Source organism: Kribbella sp. NBC_01245 (genome assembly GCF_036226525.1).
In the GTDB taxonomy this organism is placed as follows: Bacteria; Actinomycetota; Actinomycetes; order Propionibacteriales; family Kribbellaceae; genus Kribbella.
The window spans coordinates 5874324-5892517 of record NZ_CP108487.1 but is presented as its reverse complement, the minus strand read 5'-3'; the positions used below and the strand labels follow the sequence as shown (position 1 = coordinate 5892517).

The window sequence follows — 18194 nt, the reverse complement described above, 5'->3', positions numbered from 1 at the left end:
TTCGTCGTTCTTTGTCGTTCATTCGTCGCATTCCGCCCTCTGCCACCGCGAACCTGTGCCGGGCCGCTCTGCTGAGAGGGCGGAATGCGACGAATGAACGACAAAGAACTTCCAGTGAGCGGAAACCCTGGTCCGGGCCGGCGGCAGATGGCAGAGGGTGGCGGGATGCGGACACAGGTGGCGATCATCGGGGCGGGGCCGGCCGGGTTGTTGCTGGGCCGAATGCTCCATCTGCAAGGCATCGACTCGGTCGTCCTGGAACGCAAGGATCGCCCGTACGTCGAACAGCGGGTGCGGGCGGGCGTACTCGAGCACGGCACGGCCGAGACCTTGCGCGAGGCCGGAGTCGGCGAGCGCCTCGATGCGGAAGGCCTTCGCCATGGTGGCATCGAGCTGCGCTTCGGCGGCGAGGCGCATCGCATCGACTTCGAGGCGCTGACCGGCCGAAGCGTCACGGTGTACGGCCAGCAGGAAGTGGTGAAGGACCTCATCGCCGCCAGGCTGGCCGAAGGCGACACGCTGCTGTTCGACGTACAAGACGTTGCCCTGCGCAACCTTGACGGCGTTGAACCGGTCGTTTCCTTCGTACACCAAGGCGATCCGGTCGAACTGACCTGCGACTTCGTGATCGGCGCGGACGGCTTCCACGGACCCTGTCGCGGTTATGTTGCCCATAGCACCAGTTGTGAGCGGACGTACCCGTTCTCCTGGCTCGGCGTGCTCGCCCAGGCCGCGCCAACGACCGACGAGTTGATCTACGCCCGCCACGATCGCGGGTTCGCGTTGTACTCGATGCGCTCGCCCTCGGTGACCCGCCTCTACCTCCAGGTGCCGTCCGACGAGAACCTGGACGACTGGTCCGACGACCGGATCTGGTCGGAACTCCGGACCAGGCTGAACACCGACCTGATCGAAGGGCCCTTGCTGGCCAGGGGAATCACGCCGATGCGCAGCTTCGTCAGCACGCCGATGCGGCACGGCCGATTGTTCCTCGCCGGGGACGCCGCCCACATCGTGCCACCGACTGGCGCGAAGGGGATGAACCTCGCCGTGGCTGACGTACGACTGCTGTCCCGAGCCCTCGGCGGGTATTACGCGGGCGATCCCGAACTGCTCAGCCGCTACTCCGACGACGCGCTCGAACGGGTCTGGCGATCAACCCACTTCTCCTGGTGGATGACCACGATGCTGCACGCCGATCCGACGGAAGATGCCTTCAGCAACCAAATTGCTCAAGCTCAACTGAAGTACGTCGCTTCGTCCGAGGCGATGGCGACTTCCCTCGCGGAAAACTACACCGGCCTGCCGTACACCTCGAGCTGGTCGTTCAAGTGAGCAGGGCCGTGCCGTTGACCGTGGTCAAGTCCCGCCACCCCTTGGCCTCCGGCGCGGCATCGAGCTGGGCGAGCTTGGTCGCGACGGACTCGGGCGGCGTGAAGCAATACTCGCTGCCGTAGACGACCCGGTCGAGCCCGGCCACTGCCTGCAACCCCGGCAGGTGGTGCGGGATCGCGGTACCGGCCACGTCGTACCAGAACTCGCGAAGCTGATCGGCCGCGCTCGGCAGATCATCGTCCGCACCGACCGCGAAATGAGACTGGAACGTCGCCAGCCGATCGCTCAGCATCGGCAGCACCCCACCGGCGTACGTGATGACGAATCGCACCCGCGGGTAATGCGTCAGCACCCCGCTGAGCACCAGATCGCTGACCGCACGAGCCCCGTCGAAGAGGAACTCGATCATCGGCCGCGGCCGGTCGAGCGCGACGTCACGCCAGTTCGGCGGCGAGGTCGGGTGGATGAACACGACCGCCTCCCGCTCGTTCAGCTCCTGCCACAACGGTTGCCAGCGCGGATCGCCGGGATAACGCCCGCCCACGTTGCTCGGCAGCACCACCCCGTTCGTGTCCAGCGCGTCGAACGCGTGACCGACCTCGGCCAGCGCGCCGTCCAGATCGGGCAACGGCAGGCTGGCGAAGAACCCGAACCGGCCGGCGTACTCCCGCGTCAGCTCCGCGGCCGCCTCGTTCATCCTGCGGGCGAGCACCCGGGCCCGGACGTCATCGCCGAAATGCACGCCGGGCGACGAGACCGACAGGATCGACTTGCTGATGCCGTTGCGGTCCATCACCTCGAGATGCTCGGCGGCACTCCACGTCGGCCAGGCGGGCATACCGTCGGGAACGAGATGCCCGGCACGCTGCGCGGCGGCGACGTACTCCGGAGTGAGGAAGTGAGCGTGTACGTCGATCAAGTCCGCGCTCATCGCTAGTTGGCCGGGTGAAGCAGGTCGTCCAGCTCGACCCGGCGCAGGAACTCCGCGCGGACGCGATCGGCGACAGCGTTGACCACGGCAGCACCGTCATCGGACGGGTCGACGTGCACCCGGAACGGCCGCCGCCCCTTCTCAGTCCCGACGACGTCGACGATCGCCTTCGCGACCTCGGCCACGTCGGCCCACTCCGGCTCCAGCTCTGCCAGCTTCCGCCCGACCTGGTCCATCAGCCCGGCGTACTTCGTCTCGTACGCCGCGACGACCGCGTCATCGGCCGGCTTACCGCTGTGCGCGAAGTGGTTGGTGCCGTGGGTGAACGCGCCCGGCACGATGATGCTGGTCTCGATCCCGAACCGCGCCAGCTCCAGCGCATAGCTCACCGCGAACGCGTCCATCGCCGCCTTCGCCGCGAAGTACGGCGCGAGGTACGGCGGGGTGCCGCCGCGAGTGCTGGAACTCCCGACCCAGACGAGCAGACCGTCGCCCTGGTTACGCAAATGCGGCAGGGCTGCGCGGTTGAGCCGCTGCGTGCCGACGACGTTGGTGTCGTACAGCTGAGTGATCTGCTCCGGCGTGAACGCCTCGGCCGGGCCGGTGACCATATGGCCCGCGTTGTGCACGAGTACGTCGAGGCGGCCCGCCTCGCTGAGCACGGTCTGGACCGCCTCGTTCGCGGAGTTGTCCGAACTGACGTCGAGCTCGACCGACCTCAAGTCGACGCCGTACTCGATCGCATACTGCTTGGCGTCATTCGCGGCGGCGGCGTTCCGACCGCCGACATCGCGCATCCCGGCGTACACGGTATGCCCGGCATCAGCGAGCGCCCGTGCCGTCAACGCCCCAAACCCACTAGACGCCCCACTAATCAAAATCGTCTTACCCACAATGCTTCCTTCCTCTTAATCCGTTCATCGGACCGTTGCGCCCGGCGTGTCCCCACTCATCGGACCCTTGTGACCCCGCGTGTCGGGGTTCATCGGAACCGTCTGACCACCTCGTGCGGCGATCGGGCGGGGTCAGATCGCGCCGCCGTTGGCGTAGATGACCTGGCCGTTGATCCAGCGGGCGGGGCCGGCCAGGAAAGCGACGACCTCGGCGATGTCATCCGGGGCGCCGATGCGCTCCAGCGGTGACTCCGACGCGATCCGGTCGATCAGCTCCTCCGACTTGCCGTCCAGGAACATCGCGGTTCCGGTCGGCCCGGGCGCTACGGCGTTGACGGTGATGTCGCGGCCGCGGAGTTCGCGGGCCAGGATCAGGGTGATGGCGTCGACCGCGCCCTTGGTCGCGGCGTACGCGCTGTACCCCGGCCGGGCGAACTTGGTCACCGAGCTGGAGAAGTTGATGATCGCGCCACCCGGACGAAGCCGGCGCGCGGCCTGCTGGTCGACGACGAACGTGCCGCGGACATTGGTATTCAGGTGCGCGTCCAGGTCGGCGAGGTCCAGGTCGACCAACGGCGCGAGGCGCATGATGCCGGCCGCGTGAACCACTACGTCGACGCCGCCGTACGCCTCCTCGGCCCGATCGAACAACGCCGCGACCGCGGTCACGTCGGCCACATCGGCCTGAACCGCAATGGCCTTCCCGCCGGCCGCCTCGACCTCTTTCACGGCCTGATCCGCCTCGGCCTGGTTACCGCCGTACGTCACGACAACGGCGAATCCCTCGCGCCCAAGCCGCGCCGCCGCCTGCCGCCCGATTCCCCGCGACCCACCGGTCACGATCGCCACCCGACCGCTGTTCTGCTCGCTCATCTGCCATCCCTCAGTTCTGGTTTCAGTGCCTCGTACTTCCTGCTGACACCTCAATCCTGGAACCGCAGTTGCATCAAAGCAAACGACTCAACTCGATACCCAAATCACTTCCCTTGATGCATCTCGGCGCACTTCTCAGGGGGTTTGGACGTGGGTGGGGATTAGGGAGAGGAGGGCGCGGATGGCGGCGGTGGGTTTGCGTTTGCGCAAAGTTGCCATGTGCAACGACCATTCGAAGGTGTGGTCCCGGATCGTCACCCGGCGAAGGCCTTCGTGGTCGATCGCGAACGGCGGCAGGATCGCGACACCGACCTCATGCCGGACGAACTCGGCCGCGTCGGTCAGACCACTGGCCTCGACCGCGATCCGGCGGCGGATGCCCGCCTGCTCGAAGACCTGGTCGTGCACGGTCCTATTGGTGAAGCCGATCGGGAAATCCACGAAACTCTCGTCGGCCAGATCAGCCAGGTCGACCACGCGCCGACGAGCCAGCCGATGCCCCACCGGTACGGCCAGCACCTGCGGCAGGCGGACCAACTCCCAGCTGGTGAGTTCCGGCGGCGCCTTGCCCGCGAAGGCGAGGAACCCGACGTCGATATCGCCGTTCAGCAGGGCGCGCTCGTTGCCCGCCGACCCGTTCGCCTCGACCCGGAGCTGGAGTTCGATCCCGGGATAGCGACGGCGGAACTCGCCCGCGATCGCCGGGATATCGACCAGCGGCAGCCCGCCGAGCACGCCGACCCGGACGGTACCGCGAAGACCGCCGCTCAGTTCGTCGACGACATCCCGCGCGCCCTGGACCGCGTCCAGCACGGCGAGCGCCTCGGGCAGCAGCGCCGTACCGGCCTCGGTGAGTACGACGCGCTGGGCGTTGCGTTCGAACAGGGTGACCTTCAGATCGCGTTCGAGGGCGGCGATCGCGGCCGAGACAGCGCTTTGCACCACGTGCAGGCGCTTCGCGGCCAGGGTGAAGCTCTTCTCGTGCGCGACCGCCACGAAATAGTCCAACTGCCTGAGCTCCACGGCTGAAGTTTGCCACTCCAGCCGTGCGCTCAGGCGGTTAGCAGGCCGATGCCCAGTGTCAGAACGCCGACGGCGAGACTGGCCGCGCCAACCCAGAGCATCGCGATCAACTTGCTCGGCGTGGTACGACCCTTACCGGCCGAGGCGGCGAAGAACCCGCCGGACATCAGGATCGCCGCTACGGGAATACCGAGGCGTCCGACCCAGAGCCCGAGTCCGGTCAGCCCGGTCTGGTCGACGTACAGCAGACCGACCAGCGACAGGATGACCAGCACCCCCGCGTGCCCATGCCCGGCCCGGGCGAAGGACTTCTGGAAGTCGGTCATCGGCACGTCACCGCGGGCGATCTTGGTCATGAACCAGCCGCCGATCTGGATGGTCACGATGGTGATGAGGATGGCGCCGGCGATCATCCGGGAGGCATCAGTGAGTTGCATGAGCTCAAACCTTTGCGAGGGTCTGCCGCGATACCGGCTCGACGGACTTGGAACGGCTCCTGGCTGCCAGGGCCGCCACTGCGATGAAGAGAATCTGCTCAGGGATACGGGTCCACAGCGGCGAAGGGGCGTCCCCGGCGAACGGCACGTCCGCTACGGCCGCGTAGATGTTCGCAGGCAGCAGCAGCACGAACAGCGCGATTAAGCAGTACGCCGCAAGCCGGCGGGTCTTGCCGAGCACAAGGCCGAGCGCGCCCGCGAGCTCGAGGACACCTGTCAGGTAAATGACGGCTGACGCGAACGGCACGAACGGCGGGACCATCGCGACCAGGTCCGCGTGAGTCGGCATCACCGTGACAGAGGCCGGCACGAAGTGCGCGCTCGCGGTCATCACCAGCATCACCGCGAGCCCGTGGGTCGCGCTAACCGTCCAGGTGGCGAAGCGCCGTACCCCGAGCGCGCCGAGCACACGGAACAGCAGCGTCGCGATCAGTAGCACCGGCACGGTCATGGTTCCTCCTAATAGATAGTGTGGGTATCCGTTAATGGATACTGCTACTATCCATCACGAGCGAGAGGAACGCAAGGATGAAAATCGCGGAGTTGAGCCGGCAGTCCGGGGTGGCGGTCCCGACCATCAAGTACTACCTACGCGAAGGCCTGCTGCCCCCGGGCGAACGATCCGCCCCGAACCAGGCGTCGTACGACGAACGCCATCTGCGCCGCCTGCGGTTGATCCGTGCTCTGGTGGAGTTGGCGCAGGTCCCGGTCGCAGGAGTACGGGCGGTGCTCGAGGCCGTCGACTCCCCCACGATGCCGCTGCACGATCAGATCGGCGCGGCCCATCGCGCGATCACCCCACGCCGCGAGCTCAGGTCAACCGTCGACACCCGCGCCGCAGCGGCCGCCGAAGTCGAGGAGCTCCTAACCCGGCGCGGCTGGTCCGTAACCGCCAACGCCCCCGCACTCGCGACCCTGGTGGACACAGTGGCCGCATTCCGCGCGCTCGGTCAGGACCACCTGGTCGCCTTCCTCGACTCCTACGCCGAAGCCGTCGAACGCTTCACCGAACTGGAGATCGCGGCCGTCCAATCCCGCGAAACCACCGACCAGGTCGCCGAGAGTGTCGTCATCGGCACCATCCTCGGCGAAACCCTCATCTCGTCCTTACGCTTACTGGCTCAGGAATCCATCTCCGCCCAGCGGCTCAAACCCTCAAGCTGACTGATCTCCGGCGATCTCGGTCAGGACTTGATCAAGGTCCGTGGGCTTGAGGTCGAGCAGCTCCTCGGTTCGTCTGGAGTCCAGAATGTGAGGCTGCCGCACTAGGTATTGCATCTCGGGAAACTCCGCCACGATCGAGTCGGTCTCACCGAGCCGGACCAACTCGTCAATCGGCATCTCGATCAGCTCCGGCATCGGCAGCCCGGCAAGAGCGACGAGCCGCGCGGTCAGCTCGCGCGTGGACAGCGTCGACGTCGACGGCACATGCCAGGCACGACCCCATTCGCCGTCAAACCGGCCGGCCGCGACCAATGTCCGCGCGACGTCGCCGGTGTAGCTCCAGCTTCGCGGCGCATCGAGGTCGGCCGGGTAAACCAAAGGCTGCCCGGCCAGCACCTGCGGCAAGGCCATCAGCATGTACGGCGAGACGACTCCCGCGCCGAGGTACTCGCTCGCGCGCACCTCGATCACCCGGACCCGGCCGGCGCGGTGAGCGGCCAGCGCGTCGTTCCACATCTGCGCACGAACGTGGCCCTTGACCGTCGTCGCGGCCATCGGCAGGTCCTCGGTCATCGGACCGTCGACCGGCCCATAGCCATAGGTATTGCCGAGCATCACGTAGTCCGCGCCCGCGCGCTCCGCCGCCGCCAGCATCGCCGCGGCCAACGGCGGCCAGTCGGTCGGCCAGCAGTCGTACGCCGGCATCGCGCAGTTGACCAACGCCGTCGCGCCTTCGGCCAGCCCGGCCAGCCGCTCGGCGTCGGTGGCGTCGGCCGTGACCCGCTCGATCAGCGGATGATCCGGACCCGCCCCGCGACGTGACACCACCCGCACCCGTTCGCCCTCATCGGCGAGTAGGCGCGCGACCTCACTGCCGGTAGGGCCGGCACCCACCACGACGTACGACATCTGTTTCCTCCAAGTTTTCGGAACTCTTGGAGTCGACCGTATGAGCTGACTGGAAGACGCCCCATGGCTACGAGTCCGTGATCCATATCCAATCGTCTTCGGAGTACGACGTTAGGGTGTCGGCATGGATGTGCTCAGCGATGTGCTCGCGGCGTTGCGAACCGGGCGACCGCATGCGGCACGCACGCAGACCCAGGCTCCCTGGGGTGTGCGCTTCCCGGCCAGTTCAGCAGCGGGCTGTCATGTGGTGTTGCAAGGTGCCGTTTGGCTGATCCCGGCCGAGGGCACTCCACTCGCGCTCGGGCCTGGCGATGTGGTCTTCATTCCGCAGAACAACGGCTATGCCTTGGCCGACCATCCCGACAGCCCGCTGGTCGACTGGCGGCCCACACTCGATGACGCGCCAGTCGGGCCGGCCTCGGCGCCTGGGCAGGTACGGATCGACGGCCCGGGTGCCACCAGCACGATGCTTTGCGCGGCGTACTACTTCGACCGCGATCGCAGTCACCCCTTGCTCGACGAACTGCCCGGGGTGATCCACCTGCCCGCCCACGTCGGCCGTCGTACATCGCTGGGCGGCGCGGTCGACCTCCTCGGCGCCGAGCTGTCCGAGCCACGCGCGGGCACCACGGCGATCCTGTCCTCGCTGGTCGACATGCTGCTGCTCTTCACGCTTCGCACCTGGTTCGACGAGCAGACGACCCGTACGACGACGGGCTGGGCGACCGCACTCGCCGATCCCGCGTTGAGGCCCGCACTGCAGGCCATCCATCGCCAACCCGAACGGCAGTGGACGGTAGTGGACCTCGCCGGAGTTGCCGGCCTATCCCGCGCGGCCTTCGCGAAGCGGTTCGCCACGATCGTCGGCCGGCCGCCGTTGGCCTACCTCACCTGGTGGCGCATGACGCTCGCCGCCCAACTGCTCCGCGACTCGGATCTCCCCCTGCGCACGATCGCCGCGCGCACGGGCTACACCACCGAGTTCGCCCTCACCAAGGCCTTCAAACGCGAATACGCCCAACCCCCCAGCCACTACCGCCGCCAGTCCGCCTGATCAACCTCTCCCGGAGCAGGGGCGGCGGGTGCATAGTGACAGTTGTGGGTGGTCGTTCGCGCGGGCCGCTACGTACCGACGCAGAGCCAATGGCTGCGCGGATTGCGCCGTGCGAAAGGAGACGTGATGTTGAACCAACAGCTGCAGCGGACGCGCGTCCGTCGTGCATGGGCGGTGGCAATCGCTCTGGCCATCGGCCTCCCTGCCGGTATGTACCTGAATGGCGCGGCCGCGTACGCCTCCACGTTGACGGTCACCACCACCGCTGACTTGCCGGGTACGACCTGTGGCTCTCCGTGCAGTTTGCGTCAGGCAATCGGCGCCGCGAACGCTGCGGGCGGCAGCAATACGATCACGTTCGCCGTCACTGGCGTTTTCGCTTTGACGACTGGGAACGAGCTGCACGTCAGCGGGGCTCCGCAGCAGAACCTCACCATCCGCGGCGACGGCCCGGCGAAGACGGTCATCGACGGTGGCGGAACAACCCGCGTCATGGCGATCGACGCCGGGGCGGCCGTCACGGTCTCCGGCCTGACCATCCGGAACGGCAGCGCCGACTTCGGCGGCGGAGTCCTGAATCTGGGCTCGCTGAGTATCAGCAACAGTGTTGTCACCGGCAACCATGCCAATATCGCCGGCGGGGGCATCCGCAATGGCGGAGCCAGCGCCACAGCCACCCTGACCAACACCACCATCGCCGGCAACCGCGCCGGTGTCGTCGGCGGCGGCATCGCCAACAGCGGCGGCACCCTCACAGTGACCGGGAGCGTCATCTCCGGCAATGCCTCCAATGGCACTGGCGGTGGCGGCGGCATCGCCACCCTGGGGCCGACCGTTGTCAGCAGGACCTTGGTCACGGGCAACACCGCTGTCGACCACGGCGGTGGCATCGCCGTCGGCGCCAACCACACAACCGTGAGCGACAGCGTCGTCAGCAACAATGCTGTGACCGGCACCAATGTCGGCAACGATGGCGGCGGCATCACGAACTACGCCACGCTGACCGTTTCCAAGACCGCCGTTACCGGCAACAGGGCCGCTCATGACGGCGGCGGCATCGCCAACGAGTTCGGCGCCACGGCGACCGTGACCGACAGTTTGCTAAGCCGCAACAGCGCGAGCCGCGGTGGCGGCCTCACGAACGAGTTCACCTCCGACCTCAGCACGCCAAGCACAATCACGCTGACCCGCAGCCAAGTCGTCGGCAATCGCGCCGAGGTCGAGGGCGGCGGCATCTTCAACCCGTCCGGCAGCGTGACCCTGAACATGAGCGCCGTAGCGGGCAACACCCCAGACAACTGCCACCCCCCAGGCAGCGTGGCGGGTTGCCGCGGTTGAACTCGGGGTCAGCCGTTCTGGGCCATGTCGACGAAGCGGGAGTAGTGGCCCTGGAAGGCGACGACGACGTCGGCGGTCGGACCGTTACGGTGCTTCGCCACGATGAAGTCCGCTTCTCCGGGCCGCGTCGACTCCCGCTCGTACGCGTCCTCCCGATGCAACAGGATCACCATGTCGGCATCCTGCTCCAGGGAGTTGTGCGTAGCGATGCCCTCGGCAACGAAGTTGTGCGTCCCCATCACCGTGGCGTCGTACACCTCCTGCTCCCCAAGGCTCTCCACCCCAACAACCGCATCCCAGAAGATGTCATTGGTCGCCATGACCTCGACGTCGGCTTCGTCGAGGACTGCGGTCATCTGACGCAGGCGGCCACCGCTGGCGTCGGTCAGCGTGCTCTGGACGCGCGACCAGATCGCCTCCGGCACGGTGTTCAGCTCGGCGGTCCGCTCGGTCTGCAGGCGGTCGGCGATACCCGCGGCGAGATCCGCGCCGAGGACCTCATGGCAGAAGCGCAGCTGGTTACCGGACCCCATCACGGAGAGCTCGAAACGGAGCTCGCCGATTCGCGTCGGCACGGACGAGATTCGCGTGAAAATGTTGAACCTCAGCAGCAGCCTGGCCAGGTCTTCCGCGAGCCGGCGGCTGGCCACCTCGAGGCTCAAGTCCGCGCCGACCACCTCGTCGTACTGCATGACGCCACGTCTGGTCCACAAGCCGCGAAGGATCCTGCCGAGCTGCGACTTCGGAATCGCCGGCGTCGACTCGGGAAGCGCCGCAGTTGGCGAGTCGAGATCGATAGACGTGATCAGGGTGGTGATCTCGTCGTCGTTCCAGGGGGTTACGTCGAGGGGTGGGGGGATGTGGCGGAGGGAGCCTAGGCGGGTGCCGGGGGTTAGGTCGCCGAGGGGCTTCCAGCCGTCGTACGTCAGGAAGGGGTGGTTGGCCGTGGCCTTGATCTCGCGGCCGGAGGCGAGCTTGAGGCGGAAGACCTCCTTGGTGCCGCTCGGGAAGACGTGGGTCATCGTGCGCGGAACGAGCTTGAGGCGATCGTCCAGCGACCAGACGGGGATATCCCGGGCGTCGGCTGCGAGCAGCTCGCCGAGGGAGATCTCCGCGCCGGTGTCGGCACGCATCAGCCTGGTGTCCGCGGTGAGGCAGCCGGATTCGCGGAGGTCGGAGAGCATGGGGCGTTTGTCGCTGCGTTGCTCGGCGCCACGGTTCAGCTGGGAGATGGCGATGACGGGGACTTCGAGCTCTTTGGCCAGCAGCTTGATGGATCGCGAGAACTCGGAGACTTCGAGCTGGCGGGATTCGACCTTCTTGCCCGAGGTCATCAGCTGCATATAGTCGATGATGATCATGCGCAGGTCGTGGCGCTGTTTGAGCCGCCTGGCCTTGGCGCGGATCTCCATCATGGTGAGGTTCGGCGAGTCGTCGATGAACAGCGGCGCCTCGGACACCTCGCCCATCTTGCGGGCCAGCTTGGCCCAGTCCTCATCGGTCATCTTGCCGTTGCGCATGTGGTGCAGCGGCACCTTCGCCTCGGCCGACAGCAGACGCATGGTGATCTCAGTACGGCTCATCTCGAGCGAGAAGATGCACGAGGTCAACCCGTTCTTGATCGAGCAGGAGCGAGCAAAGTCGAGGCCGAGTGTGGAGTTGTGCGTCGGGATCATCGACTTACCGGCCAGGTAGAGATGGTCGGCGTTGTCCACCTCAACACAGCGAACCGGCACGCTCACGACGGGCTCGATCCACTCAATCCGGCGATCAGGTTCGCCAGGGAGACCAGTCGACAGACCGTGCCCCACAACCTCTCGTGGCGCTGAGAGGGGAATCGACGGAGTCAGCCCGGGATCGGCCGCCATCGCCTGGAATAGCTGGTTCGTTGTCCGGACGGCCCCTGCCCCTGACTCGTCAACGATCCACTGGTGGTTGGCGTCGGCGGTGAGGGTGGTGCCGTCGGAGAAGGTGAGTTGGTAGCAAGGGCGGTCGGTCATCACGTCGGTGGCTGCGACCACTCGCGTTGGGAGGCCGTCGGCGCCGATCAGCGAGTCGCCGACCGCGACGTCGCCCATCGTGGTCCAGCCGGTCGGGGTGGCCAGCGGGGTGTCGAGGGCCAGCGCCTTTCCCATGGCGGGGCGGGCGGCGACGATGATCATTTGGCCGGGTTGGAGGCCGTTGGTGAGTTCGTCGAGGTCGGTGAAGCCGGTGGGGACGCCGTGCATGGAGCCGTCGCGGGCGCTGATGGCCTCGATCTCGTCGAGGGCGGACTCCATGATGTCCTTGAGGGGCGCGTAGTCCTCGTTGGTACGGCGCTCGGTGACCTGGTAGATCTCGGCTTGGGCCTGGTCCACCACCTCGTCGACCTGGCCCTCGCCGGCGTAGCCGATCTGGACGATCTTGGTGCCGGCCTCGACCAGGCGGCGCAGGATCGCCTTCTCGCGGACGATGTGCGCGTAGTAGCCGGCGTTGGCGGCGAGCGGGACCGAGGCGATCAGGGTGTGCAGATACGGCGCGCCACCGATCTTGGCCATCTCGCCACGTTTGGTCAGCTCGGCCGAGACGGTGATCGCGTCGGCGGGCTCACCCCGGGCGTACAGGTCGGTGATGACGTCGTAGATGGTCTCGTGCGCCGGGCGGTAGAAGTCGACGTCGCGAATGGTCTCGCTGACGTCGGCGATCGCGTCCTTGCTGAGCAGCATCGCGCCGAGCACACACTGCTCCGCGGCGATGTCCTGCGGCGGCGTGCGGTCGAAGCCCATCTCCGGGCGTCGCTCCTCGCCACCCGGTGACCCTCGGAACTCCGCAACACTCACTACAGCCGCCCTCCTAGGACACCACCGACACCCGCATCCTCGACCCGAAATCACCGTAAACGGCTGGACCGACAATTTCGCTGGCAGCGCCTCCGCGGGCGAAATCACCCCGAGACCGCGGGCGGAGAGTTGTCAGTCCCGCGACGGTACGCCGCATCGGCGCAACCCTGGTAGTTCATTGTCCACACCCCCTGTGGACAACCTGCTGATAACCCCGCAAGTGGCTGTGCACAGGCTGGGGACATCCCTGTGGATATCTGGGGATAACCATTCACAACATCGCCCTGACCTGCGCTTTCGTCCATCAACAGGTGTGGATCAAAAAAAGATCCTCCAACCTGGACAGCTGGACCGGGCCACCACACCGACAGGGCAGAATGAGCGGCATGCCGGTCACCCGAAGGTCCCTGTGGACCAGTCAGGACCGGGACATCCTCCGCCTCGCGGTGCCCGCGTTCTTCGCCTTGGTATCCGAGCCGCTGATGCTGCTGGCCGACTCCGCGATCATCGGTCATCTCGGTACGCCGCAGCTCGCGGCCCTCGGTGTCGCCGGCGCGATCCTGCAGACGCTGGTGGGGATCTGCGTGTTCCTGGCGTACGGCACCACCTCGGCCGTGGCCCGCCGGATCGGCGCGGGCGATCATCGCGGCGCGCTCACGCAGGGCATCGACGGCCTCTGGCTCGCGCTGTTGCTCGGTATCGCCCTCGCCATCGCCGGGCTCATCTTCGCCCCACAAGCGATCGCGGCCTTCGACCCGTCGGCCGAGGTGACGGGGCACGCCGTCACCTATCTGCGCATCTCCTGTATCGGCGTACCGTCGATGCTTTTGTTGCTCGCGGCAACGGGCGTGCTCCGGGGTATGCAGGACACCAAAACGCCGATGGTGGTCGCGATCGCGGCCAACCTGGCCAACATCGTGCTCAACGTCGTCCTGGTCTACGGCCTCGATCTGGGCATCGCGGGCTCGGCCCTCGGCACGGTGCTGGCCCAGACCGCCGCGGGCGTCGCGCTCGTCGTCGTGGTGGTCCGCGGCGCCCGGCGAGACGGCGCCACGCTGCGGCCGGACCGGCCCGGGATCATCGCGTCCGCCCAGGCCGGCGTACCGCTGGTGGTGCGGACGCTGACGCTGCGGGTGGCGATCATCGTGGTCACGTTCGTCGCGACCTCGCTCGGTACGACGTCACTCGCGGCGCACCAGGTCGCGTTCACCCTGTGGACGTTCCTCGCCCTCGCGCTGGACGCCATTGCGATCGCGGGTCAGGCGTTGACCGGGCGCTACCTCGGCGCCGCGGACGTCGTCGGCACAAAGGCGACCACTCGGCGGATGATGTGGTGGGGATTCGGCTCGGGCATTATCGGCGGGCTGGCGCTTTGGGCGTTGCGGGACGTGTACGTGCCCTGGTTCACCAACGACCCGGACGTACGTCGTACCCTCGCGGCCGTTCTCTTGGTGGCAGCCATCGCGCAGCCGCTGAACGGGATCGTCTTCGTGCTCGACGGAGTGCTGATCGGCGCGGGCGACGGGAAGTACCTCGCCGTGGCCGGGGTGCTCGCGCTGCTGGCGTTCTTGCCGATGGCGTTCAGCGTGTTGTGGTTCGACGGCGGGGTGGTGGCGCTGTGGTGGGCCTTCAGCGGGTTCATGCTGATGCGGTTCGTGACGCTGATCCTGCGCGAGCGCGGTACCGCCTGGATGGTGACCGGGGCCGTCCGGTGAACCGGCCATCCGGCATGGTGGATATATGCCGGACTTTGATGACGATGAGCTGAGCGCCCAGCTGGACGGGCCTGAGCCGGAAGCGCTGACCGGGCCCTCGGCCTTTGGCGCTGACGAGACCCCAAAGATGGGCACCGACAAGGCCGCCGACAAGGCCCGCATGAAGCCCGCGCCACGGATCGAGGTCAAGCGGGAGGTGACGCTGGAGCCGACACCGCCTCAGCTCGCCGTACCGCCGCCGCCTCAGCAACAACAGCAGCCCAACGAACGGCCGGGACGCCAAGACCTGCGGCAGGAGGCGGCTGCCGAGCGCAACATCGCGTACGCCGACCGAGGGCTCGCGCACGAGCTACGAGCCGGTGACGCCACCCCCGAAGACCTGGACCGGGCCGAGCAGTTGCAGGGCAGCGCCGACCACTACGACCGAATGGCTGCGGCAGACGACGCCGAAGCCGACGCCGTCTACCCGAACCCGGCGGACGGTAGCCAACCGCCGCCGGGTGGCGCCGTACAAACGCCGCCGGGCAAGACCCCCAAAGCGCGCAAGTCCCTCGTCAGAGGCAAGGGCCGAGCACGCGGCCGGAGCCTAGGCCGCTAAAACTCAGGCAGACGTCGTGCCATCGGCGTTGATCCGGCTGAACCCGGTGTAAACCGCGAGTGCCGGCGGGATGACGATGGAGCCGTCCTCCTGCTGGTACTGCTCGATCAACGCCGCCAGCGTCCGGCCGATCGGCAGCCCAGATCCGTTCAGCGTGGCGGCGAAACCGCGCTGGCCGTCCTTGGTCTTCGTCCGGATCGCCGCCCGCCGCGCCTGGAACGTGCCGCAGTCGGAGCAGGAGGAGATCTCGCGATACGTCTCCTGGCTCGGCAGCCACACCTCGATGTCATAGGTGTACGTCGAACCGAACCCGAGGTCTCCCGCGGCCAGCGCGATCACCCGGTACGCCAGGCCCAGCTCCTGCAGACACGCCTCGGCGTGGGACAGCATCAGCTCGAGCTCCGCGCGGGAGTCCTCCGCCCGGGCGACCCGAACCAGCTCGACCTTGCTGAACTGGTGCAGCCGAAGGATGCCGCGGGTGTCCCGGCCGTATGACCCGGCCTCGGACCGGAAGCACGGCGTCCACGCGGTGTAGGCGAACGGCAAGTCCTCCGCCGGGATGATCTCGTCGGCGTGCAGGTTCGTCAGGGGGACCTCGGCCGTCGGGACCAGGAACAGCTCCCGGTCGTCGACACCCGTCTTGAACAGGTCCGCCTCGAACTTCGGCAGCTGGCCCGTGCCGGTCATCGTCTTGCGAGTGACCAAGTACGGCACGGCGAACTCCGTGTAGCCGTGACGAGTCGTGTGCAGGTTGAGGAACATCGTGCTGAGGGCACGCTCGAGCACCGCGCCCGGTCCACGGGACACGCTGAACCGGGATCCGGACAGCTTGGCCGCCCGGCCGAAGTCGAAGATGCCGAGCGCCTCGCCCAGATCGACGTGGTCCTTCGGCTTGAAGTCGAGCTCGGTCGGCGTACCCCACTTGCGGACCTCGACGGAGTCGTCCTCGCTGAGCCCCTCCGGCGCGTCATCGGCCGGGAAGTTCGGGATGGTCATCGCGATGGCGTTGAGCTCCGCCTCGACCTTCTCCTGCTCGGCCTCAGCCTCGCGGATCCGGTCCTTCAGCTCGCGGGCGTGCTCCTTCAGCGCGTTGACGTCGTCGCCGGCCTTGGCCCGCTTACCGACGTCGGCCGCGACCTTCTTCGACTCCGACCGCAGTTCCTCCGCTGTGCCGATCGCGGTGTTGCGCCGCGAGAACAGGGCCTCGATCGTGCCGAGGTCCAGCGTGTAACCGCGCCGCGCGAGGCGGCGGACGGCTTCATCGCCCAGTTCGAGGAGCGTGCGGGTGTCATGCATCGGTCTGCAGCCTTATCGCTTGTGGATTGTGCCCCAGACAGTAGCAAGGCACCGGCAGGCGCCTCACGGCAATTACCCCTCGGTGGGATACGCGGCCGGGTTGGCCTTGCGGTACTTCTCGGCCTTGCGGCGGATCGAGTTGAAGGCACCGGCCAGGCCCATCGCCTTACGCACCTCGAAGACGACCTGCTGGACCTCTTTGCGGGTCTTCTCGGTGCCCTCGACGATGATCTGGTCGATCAGGCCGGTCTGCGACTCGAACTGGGCCCGGCGCTCGCGCATCGGGTCGAGGAACAGGTTGATCGCGATGGCCAGCTTGTCCTTGACCTCGACGTCCCCGACCTTGCCGGCCTGGTAGCGCTCCTTGAGGTCGGCCACCTCGGCTTTGTTCTTGTTGAAGACGTCGTGGTAGATGAAGACCGGGTTGCCCTCGATCGTGCCGGGGATGTCGGCCCGGATCCGGTTGGGATCGGTGTACATCCCGGTGACCTTCTTACGGACCTCGGCCTCGCTGTCCGACAGGTAGATCACGTTGCCGATCGACTTGCTCATCTTGCCCTGGCCGTCGGTCCCGATCAGGGTCGGTACGTCGCTGGTGACCAACTCCGGCACCGGGAACACCTCGCCGTACAGGTGGTTGAAGCGGCGGGCGATCTCGCGGGTGATCTCGACGTGCGCGTGGTTGTCCTTGCCGACCGGTACGACGTGCGCCTTGACGCAGAGGATGTCCGCCGCCTGCAGCACGGGATACCCGAGCAGGCCGTACGGCATTTCGTCCTTCTTGGCGTCGCGGGCCATGTCCTTCAGGCTCGGCGTGCGCTCGAGGCGCGGCACGGAGACGAGGTTCTGGAAGAGCGTGTTGAGCTCCATCACCTCGGGGATCGCGGACTGCAGGTAGAACGTCGCCCGGTCCGGCTCGATCCCGGCCGCGAGCGAGTCGATCACCAGGTGCCGCGCGTTCTCCGCGACCTGCGCGATGTCCTCGCGAGTGTTCTTGGTGGTGAGCATGTGCAGGTCGGCGATGATCAGGTACGTCTCGTACTGATGCTGCAGCCGGACCCGGTTCTCCAGGCTGCCGACGAAGTGACCGAGGTGGAGCTTTCCGGTCGGGCGGTCACCGGTGAGCATGCGCTGGTCGGTCATCAAAGGCCTTTCAAAGTTGCTGGGGATCCGCGGGGAAGTCTGCCACGCGGATCTAGTGTCCCGTTAACGATGTGGGTTGACTGATGGTGGTGGTCAGGTGCGTGCATCGCTAGGCGGAGAAGCTGCCTCGATGCTTTTTATCGTGGCTGCTTCTCCAACGACGCGAGGTGCGTGCCTGGGCGCCGCCAGCAGTTGACCCACATCGTTAACGGGACACTTAGTCACACACCGCGGAGGTGTGGCTTGCGCTGGTCGAAGAACAGACCGGCGGGCGGTTCCTCCACCGGCAGCGGCGCGATCGGGTAGTCGGTGTGCTTGCCCCGGCAACCCGCGAACGGGCCGTCGGGACTCAGCAACATCATCATGTGCGGGTCCGCGTGGTCCCGCCACCAGACCGACATCCCGGTCGCCGGGTCGAGGCGCAGGTGTTCCCAGGCGCGCCAGATCGCGTCCAGCCGGCTGAGCGCCTCAGCGTGCCGGAACCACTCGGGGCACCAGATCGCGTTCTGCCCGAGCCGGCGCGTGTAGAGGTGGACCAGCCGGTCCGCCACGAACGACGCGACGTGCGGGTAGTAGAGCTCCTGCTCGCCTTCCACTGCTCTATCC

At 67.1% G+C, this 18194-nt stretch carries 17 protein-coding genes; 6 read left to right on the top strand and 11 right to left on the bottom strand.

Going from position 1 to position 18194, the window contains the following annotated elements:
• Nucleotides 1-165 precede the first annotated feature (165 nt).
• Complete coding sequence (locus OG394_RS26815) at nt 166-1335, top strand: 4-hydroxybenzoate 3-monooxygenase (protein WP_328989854.1); 1170 nt, start codon at nt 166-168, stop codon at nt 1333-1335.
• Here the strand turns inward: OG394_RS26815 and OG394_RS26810 are convergent.
• The 6 genes from OG394_RS26810 to OG394_RS26785 form a co-directional block, all read right to left on the bottom strand.
• Entirely contained in the window at nt 1328-2266 is a 939-nt protein-coding gene (locus OG394_RS26810; protein WP_328989853.1) for an amidohydrolase family protein, read from the bottom strand. The genes OG394_RS26815 and OG394_RS26810 overlap by 8 nt on opposite strands.
• Before the next feature lie 2 nt (nt 2267-2268).
• A complete protein-coding gene (locus OG394_RS26805) occupies nt 2269-3159 on the bottom strand; it encodes an SDR family oxidoreductase (protein ID WP_328989852.1) in 891 nt (296 codons plus the stop codon).
• Between the two features lie 132 nt (nt 3160-3291).
• Complete coding sequence (locus OG394_RS26800; protein ID WP_328989851.1) at nt 3292-4032, bottom strand: SDR family oxidoreductase; 741 nt, start codon at nt 4030-4032, stop codon at nt 3292-3294.
• A gap of 135 nt (nt 4033-4167) precedes the next feature.
• Nucleotides 4168-5055, bottom strand: coding sequence for a LysR family transcriptional regulator (locus tag OG394_RS26795; RefSeq protein ID WP_328989850.1), 888 nt, complete (start codon nt 5053-5055; stop codon nt 4168-4170).
• A 29-nt stretch (nt 5056-5084) separates the two neighbouring features.
• Nucleotides 5085-5492 (bottom strand): hypothetical protein, encoded by a 408-nt coding sequence (locus OG394_RS26790; RefSeq protein WP_328989849.1) that lies wholly within the window; start codon nt 5490-5492, stop codon nt 5085-5087.
• A 4-nt stretch (nt 5493-5496) separates the two neighbouring features.
• The gene (locus OG394_RS26785) at nt 5497-6003 is read right to left on the bottom strand and encodes a DoxX family protein (protein WP_328989848.1); all 507 of its coding nucleotides are present in this window, start codon (nt 6001-6003) and stop codon (nt 5497-5499) included.
• A gap of 77 nt (nt 6004-6080) precedes the next feature.
• Here OG394_RS26785 and OG394_RS26780 point away from each other — a divergent pair, with 77 nt between their 5' ends.
• Nucleotides 6081-6716, top strand: coding sequence for a MerR family transcriptional regulator (locus tag OG394_RS26780; protein ID WP_328989847.1), 636 nt, complete (start codon nt 6081-6083; stop codon nt 6714-6716).
• On the opposite strand, the gene OG394_RS26775 is transcribed toward OG394_RS26780, so the two are convergent.
• Nucleotides 6708-7625, bottom strand: a complete 918-nt coding sequence (locus OG394_RS26775; RefSeq protein ID WP_328989846.1) for an NAD-dependent epimerase/dehydratase family protein — start codon at nt 7623-7625, stop codon at nt 6708-6710. The genes OG394_RS26780 and OG394_RS26775 overlap by 9 nt on opposite strands.
• A gap of 124 nt (nt 7626-7749) precedes the next feature.
• Here OG394_RS26775 and OG394_RS26770 point away from each other — a divergent pair, with 124 nt between their 5' ends.
• Both OG394_RS26770 and OG394_RS26765 read left to right on the top strand, forming a co-directional pair.
• The gene (locus tag OG394_RS26770; RefSeq protein WP_328989845.1) at nt 7750-8679 is read left to right on the top strand and encodes an AraC family transcriptional regulator; all 930 of its coding nucleotides are present in this window, start codon (nt 7750-7752) and stop codon (nt 8677-8679) included.
• 126 nt (nt 8680-8805) lie between these two features.
• Nucleotides 8806-10017: a CSLREA domain-containing protein gene (locus OG394_RS26765; RefSeq protein WP_328989844.1), complete on the top strand. Its 1212-nt coding sequence runs from the start codon at nt 8806-8808 to the stop codon at nt 10015-10017.
• Nucleotides 10018-10025: 8 nt separating this feature from the next.
• Here OG394_RS26765 and dnaB read toward each other — a convergent pair whose 3' ends face one another.
• Complete coding sequence (gene dnaB / locus OG394_RS26760) at nt 10026-12836, bottom strand: replicative DNA helicase (RefSeq protein ID WP_442914234.1); 2811 nt, start codon at nt 12834-12836, stop codon at nt 10026-10028.
• A gap of 386 nt (nt 12837-13222) precedes the next feature.
• Here dnaB and OG394_RS26755 point away from each other — a divergent pair, with 386 nt between their 5' ends.
• Both OG394_RS26755 and OG394_RS26750 read left to right on the top strand, forming a co-directional pair.
• Nucleotides 13223-14551: an MATE family efflux transporter gene (locus tag OG394_RS26755; RefSeq protein ID WP_328989843.1), complete on the top strand. Its 1329-nt coding sequence runs from the start codon at nt 13223-13225 to the stop codon at nt 14549-14551.
• Nucleotides 14552-14576: 25 nt separating this feature from the next.
• Nucleotides 14577-15149: a hypothetical protein gene (locus OG394_RS26750; RefSeq protein WP_328989842.1), complete on the top strand. Its 573-nt coding sequence runs from the start codon at nt 14577-14579 to the stop codon at nt 15147-15149.
• 3 nt (nt 15150-15152) lie between these two features.
• Here the strand turns inward: OG394_RS26750 and serS are convergent, their stop codons facing one another.
• The 3 genes from serS to OG394_RS26735 all read right to left on the bottom strand — a co-directional run bounded on the left by serS (nt 15153) and on the right by OG394_RS26735 (nt 18184).
• On the bottom strand, nt 15153-16445 hold the full coding sequence (gene serS, locus OG394_RS26745) for a serine--tRNA ligase (protein ID WP_328989841.1): 1293 nt from the start codon (nt 16443-16445) through the stop codon (nt 15153-15155).
• A 72-nt stretch (nt 16446-16517) separates the two neighbouring features.
• Complete coding sequence (gene trpS, locus OG394_RS26740; RefSeq protein WP_328989840.1) at nt 16518-17588, bottom strand: tryptophan--tRNA ligase; 1071 nt, start codon at nt 17586-17588, stop codon at nt 16518-16520.
• Nucleotides 17589-17809: 221 nt separating this feature from the next.
• The gene (locus OG394_RS26735; protein ID WP_328989839.1) at nt 17810-18184 is read right to left on the bottom strand and encodes a DUF4913 domain-containing protein; all 375 of its coding nucleotides are present in this window, start codon (nt 18182-18184) and stop codon (nt 17810-17812) included.
• Nucleotides 18185-18194 lie beyond the last annotated feature (10 nt).